Here is a 16,613-nt window from a genome sequence, read left to right as displayed (position 1 = left end):
GAATTGCGGAAAAAACAGCGGTCCGTTTCAGAAACCAATGTTTCGTTCCGGATTCTGCGGGTAAATGGTATTATTTTCAGATAGTATAAGAAAAAAACAGAGGCTGTGTCTAGGAAAAACCTCAGATTTTTGCATTTAATTTGGATTGCATTTTGAAAGGAGCAGAAGAATGGAAGAACGACAGACAGCGGAAGCACTGATGGAGGCAATTCGGAAGAGTCCCAGTTGCTTTCACGTGATCCGCAATATGGAGCAGCGGTTTCGGGAAGCAGGGTTCGAGAAGCTGCGGGAAGACCGGGACTGGAACCTTGCCCGGGGGAAAAACTATTACGTCACGCGAAATGCCTCTTCCATACTGGCCTTCCGGATTCCGGAGCGCCCGTTTTCGGCCATGCATCTGATGGCAAGCCACAGCGATTCCCCTACGTTTAAAATCAAACCCGCGCCGGAGGTGAACGGCGGATCCTGCGTCCGTCTGAATATGGAAAAGTATGGCGGAATGATTCTCCATACCTGGCTGGACCGGCCGCTGTCGGTAGCCGGCAGGCTTCTCTGCGAGACAGAAGAAGGAATCTGCCAGCGCCTGGTGGCGCCGGATAAAGACCTGCTGATCATCCCTTCTCTGGCCATTCATATGGACCGCACGGCCAACAGCGGGTTGACCCTGAATCCGCAGGAGGATATGCTTCCGGTGTTTTCGCTGGAAGGCAGCAGCACCTCGTTTTTCCAGCTGATGGCGGAAGAGGCCGGCGTGGCAGAAGAACAGATTCTGGGAACGGATCTGTTTCTTGTAAACCGGCAGCAGCCGGCATGGATCGGGGCGGAACAGGAGTTTCTGGCCGCACCGAAACTGGATGACCTGGAGTGCGCGTATCTGACACAGTGGGGCTTTCTGGAAAGCCGTTCCGAGAACCTGACGGTGCATGCGGTATTTGATAATGAGGAAGTGGGCAGCACGACACGTCAGGGCGCAGCTTCCACATTTCTGGCAGATACGCTGCAGCGCATTGCGGAGGGCCTTGGCATGAGCGGCTCCGATTACCGGAGAATCCTGGCCGGAAGTTTTATGATATCGGCGGACAATGCCCATGCTGCCCATCCGGGACACCTGGGAAAGGCAGATCCGACGAACCGCCCGGTGATCAATGGGGGAATTGTGCTGAAATATCATGCCAATCAGAAGTATACTACGGATGGCGTGTCGGAAGCATATTTCAAAACCGTCTGCCGAAAGGCCGGTGTGCCATGGCAGACCTTTGCCAACCGGTCCGATATGAACGGAGGCTCCACACTGGGAAATATCTCAAATACACAGGTTTCCGTGCGCACCGCCGATATCGGCCTGCCCCAGTGGGCGATGCATTCTTCTTATGAAACCGGAGGGAGCAGAGATCCGAAGTATCTGCTGGATTTTTCCCGGACGTTTTATGAGATGGAACCATGCAGGATAAAAGAGTAAGAGGAGAAATAATATGAATGACCGGCAGTTTGAATGCTTCTGCATTGTGGCGCAGACACAGAATTTTACAGACGCTGCCCGAAAAATGTACAGTTCCCAGCCCACAGTCAGCAGACTGATCAGCAGTCTGGAGGAGGAACTGGGGTTTCCGCTTTTTTACAGGACCCATAAGGAAGTCCGCCTGACAGCCTCCGGCGCAGTAATGTATGAACTGCTCAGCCGTCAGATGGAGGAATTTCAGAAGGGACTGGAACAGGCAAGGAATATTTATAACGGATACAGCGGGACCATTAAAATGGGATTTGTCAGTGAAACGGATCTGGATGTCCTGTGGGATGATATCCTTCCGGGATTTCAGAAAAAACACAGCAATATCCGGTTCTCTTATGACTGCTGTCAGACAGAAAAGAAACTGCTGGAACGGCTGCGGAACGGAGACTATGATCTGGTGATTCTGCTGTATGACGCGGCGCTTCATGAGGAGCTGCAGGCTGATGTTATTTTCACTGCCCAGATGAGCCTGGTATGCGGAAAAAACCATCCGCTGGCAAAAAAAGGATTTCTGGATCCGGAGATACTGGAAAAATCTGAAATCTGGACCGCGTTTCCAAAAGAAAAACAGGCGCTTTTGATTGAGAAACTCTATAAGCACCTGGGGGTAAAAAGCTGGAAAATCCGGGAAGTGGAAAATTTTGATACCAGTCTGGTCAATGTGCGCATGGGAAACGGCGTGTTATTTATTGATCCGGTTACCAGGCAGCTGGATACCAGTCATTATGTGACTTTTCCGCTTCCGGAAGAATTTGGAACCGTCATGTTTTCCGCAGTCTGGAAAAAAGACAACTGGAATCCGGCGCTGCCGCTGTTTTTGGAGTATGTCAATCAGAACAAGAAAAACATCCGGCAGTAAGCAGCAGGCGGACGCAGAGGAATGCGGAAAGATGACCTGTATCAAAAAGATACAGATTCAGAATTGCAAAGATACAGAAAACAAATTTCACAGATCGGTACCGGGCAGGGTATGATTAATTCATAAACTGTTTTAAGGAGAGATGAAAAAAATGACAATGGAAAAAATGGTTATTTTTCACAATTTACTGGATGAGAACGCCAGACCCGCCATGGAGCGCTGGTTTCGCAGATCCCATGTGCCGGATGTGCTGACCCAGTACCCCTGGACCAACCGGTATCTTATGTACCGTCCGGTTCCGGCACCGGAAGGCGCAAAAAATGAAGGACTGTATACCTACAGGATTCATGAAAACTGGGCTTATGATATCAGTCAGCGGCGCGGCGGAAAGGGACTGATCGGCATGAACCCGGAGCCGGTGCCAAATGTCATCAAAGCAGATATCATACATATCCCGGCGGAACCGACGGAAGACTTTCTCGGCGCGGAATGGTCCTATGAACAGCATCCGATTCTTCGCTGGGTGATCGCTTACCGTTATCCGGAAGGGGCGGACAAGGAGGCCTGCGACCGGTTCTTCCTGGAGACACAGGCAAAAGAGATTATGCAGATGCCGGGACTGATCCGCTTCTTCAGCCACAAAGCAATCGAATTCGAGGGAAGCGCTCTTCCGATTACAACGGATGACAACAAAGCGGAAGGCAGCGAAAAACTGGCCAATCTGATGCGCCACTGGGATCGGCTGTCCGAACTCTGGTTTGAGTGCAATGATGACTGGACCAATGCGCTGATCAAAAATCCGCCGACATTTACCCGTCCGGACTGGGCGACTTCTGATCAGTTCCCGTTCCTGAAACCGGGGGATGATTTCATTCATACCTTTCTTCTGGAATCCCCGGACGCGGATTTCACCAAGACTTTTTCTCCGCTGTATTACTGATGTGCAGTTGGAAATGTCTGTCTAAAATGGAGAAGTGATACAGCGGAAAACGTATTTACAGAAAAAATGTTACGTGATATAATACTTTTCAACGGCGGTTTTCGCTGTAAGCAGGCATAGTTCATTGGTAGAACACCAGCTTCCCAAGCTGGGGAGGCGGGTTCGATTCCCGTTGCCTGCTTCTTGCTTATAGACCGGAATCCCTAAATATGCAGGGATTCCGGCTTTTTTTATATCTTCCTGCAGGAAAGTTCACATAACCAATGTGCAGCATAATATGAATAATTTAACTTTTTCACGCAGTTACAGTCCTGAAAATAGAGAAAAAAATGAAACAATAGAAAATCAGTATTTGCGGATACATCATATCAATTGGACGGAGAATCCGCTGCTTTTTATAATAAATACAAATAAAAGTTGCTGTAAAGTTGGTGAGAAAGGATAAGGAAATGAGAGATTATCGTGCAGAGGATTTTATCATTCGATACCCGGGAGTATACGATGAAAAAGAAAAGGAGGGATTGAAAAAGTTCTGGGCGGAAGCCAATGCGATTAATGATCGTGGAGCTATTGATGTAGATGCGCTGGTACATGGAACTTTACCGGAGGGAACACCTGGGGTCGGACCGGTGATTCGCGTGACTGAGGCAATGGTAAAATATAACCATTCCAAATACGAACAGGAAAATCCGCTGTTTCATGATTCAGAATATGCAAAGAAAGCGGGGTATGAGGGTATACCGGCATATTTTGTGTTTGGCGCGCATGATGATTCCTATACGTCACCATTCCCTGAGGAATCCAGAGACACGGTGCTTGTATCCCAGGCAAGCCATCATGTGGAACGGTTTGCAGATATCTATCCGGGAGATGTGCTGTACCTGGTGTTTGATGAACGAACTATGCTGGATCTGACTCCTCCGGAAGGCAGTGTCTACCGACATGTTTCGCTGTACAATGCCGGAACCATTTATAACCAGAAAGGAGAACTGGTAAATAAAGTTTCCTTCCATTACATGGAAAGTTTGAAAACATATAAACCGGAATGCAGACCAGAGAATTTTGGGAGTAACGGATTTGCTGATATCTGGGAGGATCCGGACTGGCAGTCAAAAGAAGACCATTTCTATACAGAGGAAGACTATGCGTATATGAAAGAAGTATGGAAACAGGAGGAAATCAGGGGAAGCATTCCTCGGTACTGGGAAGAGGTGCAGATAGGAGATCAGCCGAAGCATACACTGGATGGACCGCTGATTGCGTGCGCGCTGCCTGCGCCTTTCGGACAGGGAATTGGCGGTACGCGAACCATGAAAAAGGAAATTTTGGATCCGGAAATTTTTGCGACAATGAAACGGGACAGACATGGAATCTATCGTCTGGAAAATGAAGAAGATTACACACCGGTTATTCCGGATGGTGCACGTCCCGCATTTACAATTGATGATGGCCGGGAAAGCGAACTGAATGAAAAATTAGATGCTGTGGAAAGTGAAATCGATACTTCTGATATTCATGGAACAGAAGGGGATGAGCGTGCTGCGATTATCAATTTCTGCGGCCGGGATATCGCAATTCATCACATAAATAACTGGATGGGTGATGCAGGAAGAATCAACAGCATTTACTGGTCCATTATGCCGGCCGGCACACATGCGAAATTCGGAAAACCGGTACCAAAAACTCCGTATTATCATGAGTGGCTGGTAAAAGCGCCGTCCATGAAGGACGCAGAGATTACCTCCCATGGCCTGACCCGAGATGTGGCAGAAGTCTGTTCGGAAGTAGCAAATAAGTATGTTCGAAATGGAAAATATCTGGTGCAGTTAATCTGGTGGATCAAAGACATCAATGGTTCCATCTGGATTGAAGGAAGTGCGGAGGTAGAGTTACCGCATCGAGCATAAAAAAGGAGGGAGAAGATGACAGTAATAGGGGTTTTGGGATTGATCGCGGCGTTTATTATTGTGACGCTGTTTACCTATAAGGGCATGAATCTGGCCTATGTGGTAATTATTGCATGCTTAGTTGTATTTGTGACAAATGGTATGCCAATTTTAAAGAGTTTTGCAGATCCGGTTTTTTCGGGAGTTGCGACACAGATACCTTCCCTGCTGCCGCTGTATCTGTTTGGCGGAATTTTGGGGAAACTGTATTTGGATTCCGGGGCATCACAGAAACTGTCAAAGGTACTGCTGGACTTGTTCTGCAAAAAAGATGATGTGGTAAAAAGAAGATTTCGCGGAGTCATTATTGTAGTGGTTATCGGGGCTCTGTTTGGTTTTATCGGAATTGATCCCTATGCGACTTTGTTCATTATGATTGGAATTGCAACCGGCGTGTGTGAGGAAGCGGATATTCCAAGAAGATATCTGCCGGTTATGCTGATTTTGGGTACCACGTTATCCGGGGCGCTGCCGGGTTCCCTGAGTGCTCAAAACGTAATTTGCGCAAACTTTTTGAAGGGAACATCCTCTTTGTCCGCGTGGTTCCCGGGTGTGGTATTCTGCGTCTTTTTGATTACTGTGTCTTTTGTTTATCTCAGAAAGCAGATTATTATGGATACAGGAAAAGGGCTGAGGTTTGAATATGGACCTTTGAAACCGCCGGTAGAAATCGACAAAACCAATTATCCGCCGTTTCTATTAACAATCATTCCACTGGTAATTGTTCCGCTGTGTGCCAATACGATCTGCAAGTCATATGCATGGGCAGCCATGGCAATCGGATGTGTGGCAGCATGCATTTGTTTTGGAAGATATATTCCAAAATTTGAAGGAACCAGCCGTATTCGTACAGTGATTAACAGTCTGAATGATGGTGTTACCCTCGCCGGTATTCCTGCGATTATTTTGCTGAACTTTGCATTGGGGTATGCGGTGCAGGCAGCACCTTCCTTCAAAGTACTGCAAAATTTCTTTACTTCTCTGGCGGGACCGCCGTTACTGATTCTTGCAATTATTGGAATCGTGATGCTGGGAATCTCTGCATCCATGTCCGGATTGATTATTGCGCTGGGGGTTGCGGCATCTGTTTATATCCCCTATGTCGGAGTGGATGCGGACGCGGTATACCGTGTCCTGTTATGCACCAATACGGTACTGGATACCCTGCCGTTCAATGCTGCAGTGGTGACTTTGTTCATGATCACCGGGATCAAATACAAAGAAGGCTATCCGCTGGTATTTCGAACAACAGTATTATATACGTTTATTGGAACGCTTATTGTTGCGTTACTTTTGACAGTGGCGCCTGGATTAGCTTAGTGAGGAGGAAATGAATGAAAGCTGTAAAATATCATGGACCGGGGGAACTGGAATTTGTGGAGATTCCCGTTCCGGAAGTGACGGATGATACGGTTTTGGTTAAAGTGCGTTACTGTGGAATCTGTGGAACAGACGTTCACGCCTATAAAATGCCGGGGATTTTTGATTATGAATTAGTACTGGGGCATGAGACAGTCGGTGTTGTGGAAAAAACAGGCAGCCATGTGAAAAATGTACACGTGGGAGACCGTGTAGCAGTCGGCCCTCCGGGAGACTGCGGTTCCTGCTATTCCTGCAATACAGGACATCCGAATACATGTGCCAATGCATTTCCGGAAACACTGGGAATCGGTCCGAATACCCAAGGGGCATATGCGGAGTATATTTTGTCCCGTCATCCGCAAAATGAGTTGTTTTTGATTCCGGAAACGGTAAAGGATGAGCAGGCAGTTCTGTTTGATGTAATTGGTGTAGGTTTTCATGCTGTGCGGAAATCCAGACTGAAACTGGGGGAAAATGCAGTAGTAGCAGGCTGCGGCTCCATCGGGCTTTCAGCGGTTCAGGCGGCAAAACTGACGGGCGCCAGAACAGTGATTGCTTTTGATGTCAATCCGGCAAGAAGAAAAATGGCATTGCAGGCGGGAGCAGATTATGCTTTTGATGCAACGGAGTCAGGCATACAGGAAGCAAAGTCGATTCTAGTCCATGAAGGCGGCGCCCATGTCACGTATGAAGCAGCTGGAAATCCTGCGACAATGGCATTATGCGCAGATCTGACTATGGCAAATGGCCAGATTATGGTGATTGGCAGTGACGGACGGCCTTATGAGCTGGTGTCTGCTGCATTGGGACCGAGAGAACTGGATTTTCAGCTGAGTTTTACTTATACAAAAGAAGAAATTCACATGCTGTTTGAAATGATGGCATCCGGAATGTGGAAGACAGATATCTATACTACGGAAATAGCAGATCTGGATCAGGCCATTGAGAAAATAGAAGAACTGGCATCTGGCAAACTGGATGTAGCGCGCGTACTGTTAAAGCCGTAAAAAAATAATAAAAAGGGTTCCGAAGGGATCTCCTGTGCGATAAACTAAAGCACAGGAGATTTTTTCTTATGGAAAGGAACAGATATGACAACTCAGCAGATCCAGTATTTTATTAAACTTGCGGAAGACCTGAATTTTACCAGTGTGGCCAATTATTTTTTTATTACGCAGCCGACGCTTTCGAGACAGATCAGTAATCTGGAAACTGAGCTGGAATTTCCGCTGTTTGCCCGGGAAAAAAACCGGGTTTTTTTAACCGCAGAAGGAAAACTGTTCTATGAAAAAATACTTCCCTTCTACGGGCAGCTGCAGAGTTCCGTAGAAGAAATCCGCAATTTGTATCAGAGAAATTATCAGAGCCTGAATATCGGAGTTATGGATGAGCAGATCATGAACACAGAGATCCTTTTGGTACTGAACCAGCTTCGAATGCAGAATCCGGATGTGATGTATCATTTCTACAGGGAAGGACACGCAGTGCTTGTGGAAAAACTTTTGGAAGGGACCTGCTCTCTGATCAATGTGCTGAAAATGCCCCAGGACAATCTGGACAGCAGTTGTTTTCCGTTTCTTCTCCTTGCAGAAGAAAGCACCTATATTGCCATACACCGTTCATTATCTGCGGATCTGCCGGATATTATCTCCCGTGAACTGCTTGGAGAATTATTCAATCAACATCCCCTGATATTGCCGAAAATCAAAATGCCGGCTGGTTTTGATCCTCTGGAAGAACTGAGTAAGGCCATGGGAATATCATTTGAAGGAATGAAAATCAGGCATATCTTTGAAAGCAATCCCCTGTCTGTTCCAATGAATATCATTGCAAAACAGGGGTTTGCTATTACAAACGAAAGCAATCTTTTTTATGCGGATCCCCAGATACGTGTGATAGAGATTGCGGGTGCATCCAAGTACAAAAAAGGAATCTACTACAATGCCCAGTCAGGAAATCCGGTGCTGGATACGTTTATTGAAAAAATACATTTTCTCCTGGCAGAAAAAAATGAGCTTTCCCTGTAACCGGGGCTTTCATCCGATCAGGCAGCCCTCTGAAAAATACAGCAGATCACCGAAAACAAAAACTGTGAAACAGTGCGCGCATGCAGCCGCATGATTTCGCGGTTTTTTTGTTTTTCCGACTTTTTCCGATATTCGTGCATAGGTCTCCTCTCTGCCCCGAAAAAACAAACTTTATTAAATAAGAGGACAAAGAACGGACACAATTAACCGGTATGTTATGGATAGTAATCTATGAAACATCGGAGACCAGTGAACTGCCGAGGAAGGTGATTTTTATGATGAGCCGGTCATTTCCGGCGCTGGGGACCATGAATACCATTACCATTCGTGAGAGAAATCCGGAAGCGCTGGAACAGGTGAAAAAACGAATTCTGGAGCTGCATGACAGGTGGTCGGTTTTCCGGCCGGACAGTGAAATCAGCAGAATCAATCAGGCGGCCGGTGGAAAACCGGTGGCAGTGAGCGGGGATACGATTCGGATTCTTCGTGAAGGGCAGAAGTACGGTGCGCTTTCCGGCGGGACCTATGACATCACGGCACAGCCTCTGACGGATCTGTGGCGGCAGGCGGCAGCCGGAGAAAATCTTCCGGGGAAGGCAGAGATTCGCAGAAGACGCCGTCTGGTGGATTACCGTCAAATCATGATTGATGAAACCAGGGGGACAGTCCAGCTTCTCCGGACCGGTCAGGCAGTGGATCCGGGCGGAATCGCCAAGGGATTTGCGGCGGATGAGTCGAAGCGAATCCTGATGGAATATGGGGTTACAGATGCGGTGATTAATCTGGGCGGAACAGTTTCCGTTTTTGGGAAGCCGAAGAAAATCGGTATTCAGAAACCGTATGGAGGCAGCGGATCCGTGGCAGCAATCCTTCAGGGAACTGACTGCACAGTGGTGACGTCGGGAGCGTATGAGAAGTATTTTACGCGGCAGGGTATCCGTTATCCGCATATTCTGAATGTGGCGACCGGCCGCCCGGCAGAAAGCGGACTGACCGGTGTGACGCTGGTGGGAAGTTCCGGAACTGAGCTGGACGCGCTTGCCACAGGAGTTTTTGTACTCGGACTGGAGGAGGGGGCTGCGCTGGTAAGACAGCAGGGACTGGAAGCAGTATTTTTTATGGAAAACGGGGAACTGTACGCGACAGATGGGTTGAAAGATCAGCTTACAGTTCTGTAACGGATAAGGAGAAGCGTATGAAAAAACAGGTACAGGGGACCGCCGCGCAGGAGCGGAGGCAGACAGGAAGGCAGAAGATTCATCTGACGCAGATTTTGCGGCATGTGATTCAGCTGATTGCGCTGATTTTGATGCCGGGATTGTTTATCACAGCTTTTTCCGCGCTGCGGGATGTCTGGCAGGCGGTGCTGAAGGGAAGCTTTACTCTTTCCGGACTCAGCAGTCAGCTGCTGGTGCTGGCGGCAGTCTTCCCGGTCACAGTGATCTGGGGCAGATTTTTCTGCGGGTATCTCTGCAGTTTTGGCGCCATGGGAGACCTTATGGGCTGGATTTCTTCCAAAATCCGCAAAAAGCCGCTGCAGATGCCGCCAAAGGCGGACCGGGCGCTGAAATTCGTCAAGTATGGGGTGCTTGCATTCCTGGTGATTGCCGTATGGACGCTGGGTATGTCGATTGACACTTCCGTCAGTCCGTGGAATGTATTCGGCGTGCTGGTAACCCTATGGAAAGGCGGAAATATCCAGAGCCTTGCATCGGTGGGCATGGTTCTGCTGGCGCTGATTCTGGCAGGGTCTCTCCTGGTGGACCGGTTTTTCTGCAGATATCTGTGCCCGTTGGGCGCAGTATTCGCGTTGGTGTCCAGGATCCGGCTGTTCCGCATCTTTAAGAAGCAGCCGGAAGCCTGCGGTTCCTGCCGGATGTGCACCATACACTGCAGCATGGGGATTTCACTGAATCAGACGGAGCGTGTGAAAGACAGTGAGTGCATTGCATGTTTCCGCTGTATGGATGTCTGTCCGCGTTCGAATATGACGTCTTTCGCGGCACCGGCGATCGCCGGTACGGCAGCGGCTGTGGCGGTGGGAGGCATCTATTTTGCCGGAACCTATGCGGTGGCGGGAACGTCACCTGCAGGGCAGACAGAGATGTCTTCGGAACAGGGACAGTATAAGGACGGCACATACACCGGAAGCGCGCAAGGGTACCGCGGAACCACGACGGTATCAGTGACTGTGAAAAACGGAAATATTACGGACATCTCGATTGAAAGCACCGGAGATGACGCGGAATTTTTCAATAAAGCCAAAAATACTGTGATACAGGAGATTTTATCCGAACAGACAACGAAAGGCGTGGACACGGTCAGCGGCGCCACCTTCAGCAGCAACGGAATTATTCAGGCGGTGGCAGACGCCCTGGGAATTACGGATTCTTCTGATTCCGCCCGGACGGACGGCAGCGGCAGTTCCGGCAGTGACAGCGGAGGCAGTTCGGATGACACTACCGGAAACAGTTCGGACGGCAGTTCCGGCAGCGACGGTGGAAGCAGTTCAGACGACAGTACCGACAGCAGTTCAGAAAATGACAGCGATGGTACCTCCGATTCCCTGGATCTGAGTTCGGTGAAAGACGGAACTTATACCGGGACTGGAACAGGGCTCCGCGGGGAGACAAAGGTCAGTGTGACGGTGAAGAGCCATAAAATTACAGAAATTACCATTGAATCCTATGAAGATGATGAACAGTATTTCCAGGCGGCACAGTCAGGAATGATCAGCGAAATCCTGCAGCAGCAGAGTCTGTCTGTAGACACAGTCAGCGGAGCCACCTTCAGCAGCAATGGAATCCTGGAAGCAGTGGCAGACGCCCTGCAGGTGGATTTCGACAATCCGAACGACAGTTCATCCGGCGAATTCTCCCATGGGCATGGCGGCCATGGAGATGGCGGAAGTTTTGAAGGGAACGGCGATTACAGCGGCTATTCCGCAAGGGGATAAGCAGGCTATTCCGTATCTTCCATCAGTTTCTGCAGAAAGGCGGGAAGAATGGGGTTTTGGTTGTCTTTCTGCCAGACGGCGGTGATATGGGTGGAGACCCCTTCCAGCGGAACCGCATGGATTTCCTTGTGAAATTCATTTTCCAGAAAATAGCTGCTGGCAATGAGAATGCCGCGGTTCAGCAGAATATTTGCCATATGGGCACGGCCGTTGGGCGCGTACTGCGCGATCAGCGGCCGTATGCCGTTTTGGTGAAACAGCCAGCCGATGTAGTCGGTGTACCCGAGTGAACAGCGGGGATCCAGAAGCAGCATGGGTTCGGCCTGAAGATCACGGATGGTGAGCGTGTCCCGTTTTGCCAGGGGATTGTGACAGCTGATATAGGCCATCATAGGGACTTCCCGGACGCGCGCGCTGTGGATGGAATCTTTCAGAAAAGAGGTATTGTCGTATTCCATGGTCAGGATCAGATCCGTATGGCCGGATTCCAGGGAAGCCCGCAGGTCCTGGAACTGCTGGCACAGAATATCCACAGAGATCTGTGGATTGTCACGGATAAATCGCTGGATGGGAACAAAAAGGGTGGTGGCTGCCCATTCCAGAAATCCGATCCGAAGGAATCCAGACACACCGGTCTGCACCTGGTGGGCAGTCGTGATGGCTTCTGTCAGAGAATGGTTGATGGATTCCAGCCGTTCCTGAAGCAGCTTGCCGGCAGGCGTCAGTTCCATGCGGCGGCTTCCCCGCAGAAACAGGTGGAGGCCCAGCTCGCTTTCCATCAGATTCATTCGTTTGCTGACCCAGGACTGGGTGACATGCATGCGTTCCGCCGCCCGGGTAAAGCTTCCGTATCTGCCTACGGCCAGAAACAGCTGAAAATCCTGCAGCTGCAGATTATTTAAATGAAATTCGTACATGGCACAGTATCCTCTCTTTTTATTTGGGGCTGACTGCTGGGGCAAAGCCTGGTACAGAGACAGATGTTTCGTCCATCTGTTTTTATTATAGTACGAACAATTCAGGAAAAAAACCATTCTTCTGAGGAATATATGATATCCCTATCGGGAATTTTTCTGAAACTTTCGGTTGTGCTATGCTTAATTCAGAGAATAAGCAGCGGACAGCACGAAGGAGGAAAAGTGAAATGATGACGGAAAAAGAAGTTTTTCTGGAAACGGTGAAGAAAAATAATGGGGGAAAACCGGACCGCCTGCCCAGAGGCTGGTCGGCGATGCGTGCCATAACCGGCGATCCCTGCAATAAGTTTATCCGCGGAAACCGGATCAAAGGAACCGATTCTTATGACCAGTGGGGAACTTTTATTTCTTTTCCGGAAGACCAGCCGGCGGCAATTCCGATTGTCACACCTGAAAATCAGGTGATTCAGGATATCGAAGAGTGGAGAAGCTATGTGAAAGTGCCGGATCTGACCGGACACTGCTCAGAAGGCTGGGAAGCGGCTAATCAGCTGAAAGACAGCATACGGAACGAAGGATATGTGGCGGCTACAATCATGGGCACCGGGATTTTTGAGCAGATGCACATGCTGATGACTTTTGAGGATACGCTGGTGAATATGGTGATGTATCCGAAAGAAACGAAAGAACTGATTGACTGTATTTATGATTACCGGATGACCTATTTTAAGCTGATCGTGGAAAATCTGCATCCGGATCTGATCATATCCCATGATGACTGGGGCAGTGAAGACCAGATGCTGATGGATCCGGAGATGTGGCGGGATTATTTCAAGGAGCCTTACCGGAAGATCTACGATTATCTGCATGAAAATGACATCATTGTCATGCATCATTCGGATTCCTACTGCGAACCGATTGCGGAAGATATGGCGGAAATCGGCGTGGACATCTGGCAGGGCGTGGTGCCGAAAAATAATATCCGGGCAATTTCAGAAAAACTGAACGGCCGGATGGCCTTAATGGGCGGGATTTCTTCCAGTATTGACCGGGCAGATGCCACAGAAGAAGAAATCCGCAGGGAAGCCCGGAGAGCCTGTGAGGCCTATGGGGATCTGAAAATGTTTGTGCCGAGCATTACCTATGGAGATCCCTTCGGAACCATCTATCCCGATACGGCGAAGATCGTCTATGATGAAATCGGCCGCTACAATAAGGAAACATTCGGCATCTGCTGACAGCTGCCGATGTGATACAACCCTGAAAAGCTGCCGGAGCGCAGCTTTTGGCAGAAAAAACTTCTGCCGCACAGAAAAATCCGCGGGTTTCCCGCGGATTTTTGCTGCAGTGCGCTCTGCGGCGCAGATGCAGGAGATGAGCCGTCAGCAGAATCGGTCAGATGATCTGCCGCCAGGCCTGGAGGGATTTCATGGCGCAGAGCTTGTCAAACAGCGCGTCCGCCAGAGCCGCATGGCCGGCGGCATCCAGGTGTTCCCGGTCTGCCCTGCTGGGCCCGGCATAATCGGAAGCGGCCAGAAACGCGCATCCTGTCCGGCGGGCAATCTCCGAATAGACAGATTTGAACTGGCGGGATTTGGCCACGGAATCTTCATCAAACTCCGGGTCAAAACCCTCTGCCCCCACCTGATGCGCCAGAAAAATCGGGGAAACCAGAAGAATCTCCAGTTCCGGATCATACTGCCGCGCCGTATGGATGAGTTTCTCGATGGAACGGCCGATGGATGGGGCGCTGGCATGATAAGAAGTCTTGCAGTCATTGGTGCCCAGCATAAGGATTATGGCGTCCAGCGGGAGGTGAGATTCCAGAATGGCAGGAAACAGCTTCTGTCCATTGCGGCCCGGTCGTACGGCATCTTCAAAGGAAACGGTCCGTCCTACCAGACCTTCTTCCGCAATCCGGTAGCCGTATGGCGCCAGCTTCTGCTCCAGACGGCCGGTCCAGCGGGTATTGTAATCATAGCGGCCTCTGCCGCCGGGAATCCACCCATAGGTGTTGGAATCCCCAAAGCATAAGATTTCTTTCATTTTATTCCAATCTCCTTTTGACTGCACTTATTAACTCTGTTAACCTATGAATTAACTATACTATAAAAAAGAGAAATGTCAAGGGCTCCGAAAAAAAATCTGACGGCAGGAAACAGAGGAAGTCTATGGGAGGAGGATACTTGACAGCCGAAATGACTGCTGATACTGTGAACACAGAAACACAGGAAAAGCAATGCCGGGATACAGGCAGAAAGGAAGACAGAATGGAAAAAGCGCAGTATCAGAAAGAGCTGCAGGAAGCGGTCCGCGCAGCAGATGAGGCACTCTGGCGGCTGAGAAATGTGCAGGAAAGCCTGGAAAGCGCCGGCCGGTGGGGAATCGTAGATATGCTGGGCGGCGGCCTGTTCACCACGATGCTGAAGCATTCCCGGATTCATGACGCGGAAGAGGAAATGCGCGCGGCCAGAGACGCGCTGCGGGCCTTCAGCCGGGAGCTGAGGGACGTGGATCAGGAAGTGACACTGGTAAATATCGGGGATTTTCTGCATTTTGCGGATTACTTTTTTGACGGACTGCTTGCGGACTGGCTGGTGCAGGAGAAGATCAATGAAGCCAAGTGGCAGGTGGCGTCAGCCATTTCCCGGGTGCAGGAGATCCGCGGGCAGCTGATGGACCAGCTGGAGGATTAGGCCGCGCCGCGGGCTGCAAACAGCCGTTTCCGGACGATGAGATAAGCGGAGATCATCAGGGCAGCCGTGACAAACCAGGACAGCATATAGATGTCCAGAAGCAGGGAAAAAGTGGGATGAAGCGGGAAGACCGCATATACCCAGACAATCCGCAGGAGACAGGTGCCGATCACGGTAAGCACGGAAGGCAGCAGGGAACGCCCCATTCCCCGGAGAAGAGAAGCGGTGACTTCATAAGTCACCGGGAAAAATTCCAGAATCTCCACCCGCATCATCCGCTGCATGGCATAGGAGACTGCGGCAGGATCCGTGGTAAAGAAATGGATAAAAAATCCCCGCTGGGATATGAATACCGTAACCATGATCCCGGTCATGAGCATACCGGACAGAACAGTCATCCAGGCGATTTTCCTGCAGCGGTCAAAGAGTCCGGCGCCGAAATTCTGCCCGGTGAAGGTGACGGCCGCCTGACTGAAGGCATTGGTCATGAAAAAGGTAAAATATTCAAAATTCAGCGCAGCGGCAGAGCCGGCGATGGCCTTCGGGCCGAAACTGTTGATTCCGGTCTGGATGCATACGTTGGAGATCGAAAATACGACGCCCTGAAGTCCTGCCGGAATGCCGATTTTCAGAATCGGGATGACATACTCTTTCTTCAGGGACAGTTTTTTCAGATGCAGACGGATGATGTCCTCGCTGCGCGTCAGAAATACCAGAATCAGCAGAGCGCTGATCCCGTCAGAGATCACAGTGGCGATGGCGACGCCGGCCACACTCAGGTGAAAGACAATAACCAGGAGGAGATTCAGGCACACGTTGATGAGACCTGCTGCGATCAGGGCGTACAGCGGGCGTCTGGTATCCCCGATGCTGCGGAGTACGGCAGAGCCGAAATTGTAGAGCATGAAAAAGGGCATGCCGAGAAACAGAATGCGGAGATACAGAACGGCCGGGTCCAGGACAGAGTCCGGGGTTCCGATCAGCGAAAGCAGCGGACGGGCGATGCACTGCCCCAGACCCAGCAGAAGAAATCCGCAGATCAGAGCCAGGGAAATGGCGGTGTGGACCGTTTCGTTGACTTTGTCTGCCCGGCCGCGGCCGATCTGGTTGGCGATAACCACATTGGCACCGACGGAAAGTCCCAGAAACAGATTGATCAGAAGGGTGATGACCGCGCTGTTGGCGCCGACGGCGGCCAGAGCGGTACTGCCTGCAAAACGGCCGGCGACGGCGGTATCCGCGGAATTAAACAGCTGCTGCAGAATACTGGTGGCGGCCAGGGGCATGGCAAACAGAAATATTTTTTTCAGCAGCGGACCGTGGAGCATGTCCATGCGGGCGCTTTTTTTCTTGTGGGAGGCAGTTGTGTCAGACATATCATTTTTCCTTTGTCAGCATCG

At 50.0% G+C, this 16,613-nt stretch carries 14 protein-coding genes and 1 tRNA gene; 12 read left to right on the top strand and 3 right to left on the bottom strand.

Annotated features, from left to right (window positions below; all coding sequences use genetic code 11):
- Positions 1-169: 169 nt before the first annotated feature.
- From CXIVA_RS03040 to CXIVA_RS02995, 10 genes are all read left to right on the top strand, one after another.
- On the top strand, positions 170-1,459 hold the full coding sequence (locus tag CXIVA_RS03040; RefSeq protein WP_013976555.1) for a M18 family aminopeptidase: 1,290 nt from the start codon (positions 170-172) through the stop codon (positions 1,457-1,459).
- Between the two features lie 13 nt (positions 1,460-1,472).
- The gene (locus CXIVA_RS03035) at positions 1,473-2,369 is read left to right on the top strand and encodes a LysR family transcriptional regulator (RefSeq protein ID WP_013976554.1); all 897 of its coding nucleotides are present in this window, start codon (positions 1,473-1,475) and stop codon (positions 2,367-2,369) included.
- Positions 2,370-2,520: 151 nt separating this feature from the next.
- Positions 2,521-3,309: a hypothetical protein gene (locus CXIVA_RS03030; RefSeq protein WP_013976553.1), complete on the top strand. Its 789-nt coding sequence runs from the start codon at positions 2,521-2,523 to the stop codon at positions 3,307-3,309.
- Positions 3,310-3,419: 110 nt separating this feature from the next.
- A tRNA-Gly gene (locus tag CXIVA_RS03025) sits at positions 3,420-3,490 on the top strand.
- Positions 3,491-3,758: 268 nt separating this feature from the next.
- Positions 3,759-5,216 carry a hypothetical protein gene (locus CXIVA_RS03020; protein WP_013976552.1) on the top strand — a complete coding sequence of 486 codons (1,458 nt, stop codon included), beginning with the start codon at positions 3,759-3,761 and terminating at the stop codon, positions 5,214-5,216.
- 15 nt (positions 5,217-5,231) lie between these two features.
- Positions 5,232-6,575, top strand: a complete 1,344-nt coding sequence (locus CXIVA_RS03015) for a GntP family permease (RefSeq protein WP_013976551.1) — start codon at positions 5,232-5,234, stop codon at positions 6,573-6,575.
- A 14-nt stretch (positions 6,576-6,589) separates the two neighbouring features.
- On the top strand, positions 6,590-7,624 hold the full coding sequence (locus CXIVA_RS13285; protein WP_013976550.1) for an alcohol dehydrogenase catalytic domain-containing protein: 1,035 nt from the start codon (positions 6,590-6,592) through the stop codon (positions 7,622-7,624).
- An 84-nt stretch (positions 7,625-7,708) separates the two neighbouring features.
- Entirely contained in the window at positions 7,709-8,644 is a 936-nt protein-coding gene (locus CXIVA_RS03005) for a LysR family transcriptional regulator (RefSeq protein ID WP_013976549.1), read from the top strand.
- 212 nt (positions 8,645-8,856) lie between these two features.
- Entirely contained in the window at positions 8,857-9,822 is a 966-nt protein-coding gene (locus tag CXIVA_RS03000) for an FAD:protein FMN transferase (protein ID WP_050979210.1), read from the top strand.
- Positions 9,823-9,839: 17 nt separating this feature from the next.
- A complete protein-coding gene (locus tag CXIVA_RS02995) occupies positions 9,840-11,600 on the top strand; it encodes an FMN-binding protein (protein ID WP_013976547.1) in 1,761 nt (586 codons plus the stop codon).
- A gap of 5 nt (positions 11,601-11,605) precedes the next feature.
- Here the strand turns inward: CXIVA_RS02995 and CXIVA_RS02990 are convergent, their stop codons facing one another.
- Positions 11,606-12,517, bottom strand: a complete 912-nt coding sequence (locus CXIVA_RS02990; RefSeq protein ID WP_013976546.1) for a LysR family transcriptional regulator — start codon at positions 12,515-12,517, stop codon at positions 11,606-11,608.
- Positions 12,518-12,744: 227 nt separating this feature from the next.
- Between CXIVA_RS02990 and CXIVA_RS02985 the strand changes: the two genes are divergently transcribed.
- A complete protein-coding gene (locus CXIVA_RS02985; protein WP_013976545.1) occupies positions 12,745-13,755 on the top strand; it encodes a uroporphyrinogen decarboxylase family protein in 1,011 nt (336 codons plus the stop codon).
- A 157-nt stretch (positions 13,756-13,912) separates the two neighbouring features.
- On the opposite strand, the gene CXIVA_RS02980 is transcribed toward CXIVA_RS02985, so the two are convergent.
- The gene (locus CXIVA_RS02980; RefSeq protein ID WP_013976544.1) at positions 13,913-14,563 is read right to left on the bottom strand and encodes a GDSL-type esterase/lipase family protein; all 651 of its coding nucleotides are present in this window, start codon (positions 14,561-14,563) and stop codon (positions 13,913-13,915) included.
- A 224-nt stretch (positions 14,564-14,787) separates the two neighbouring features.
- Between CXIVA_RS02980 and CXIVA_RS02975 the strand changes: the two genes are divergently transcribed.
- A complete protein-coding gene (locus CXIVA_RS02975; RefSeq protein WP_013976543.1) occupies positions 14,788-15,213 on the top strand; it encodes a hypothetical protein in 426 nt (141 codons plus the stop codon).
- On the opposite strand, the gene CXIVA_RS02970 is transcribed toward CXIVA_RS02975, so the two are convergent.
- Positions 15,210-16,589 (bottom strand): MATE family efflux transporter, encoded by a 1,380-nt coding sequence (locus tag CXIVA_RS02970; RefSeq protein WP_013976542.1) that lies wholly within the window; start codon positions 16,587-16,589, stop codon positions 15,210-15,212. The genes CXIVA_RS02975 and CXIVA_RS02970 overlap by 4 nt on opposite strands.
- Between the last annotated feature and the right edge of the window lie 24 nt (positions 16,590-16,613).

It is taken from the genome of Clostridium sp. SY8519 (assembly GCF_000270305.1).
In the GTDB taxonomy this organism is placed as follows: domain Bacteria; phylum Bacillota; class Clostridia; order Lachnospirales; family Lachnospiraceae; genus SY8519.
The sequence above is the reverse complement of the archived record's forward strand: the minus strand, read 5'-3'. Positions and strand labels throughout refer to the sequence as shown.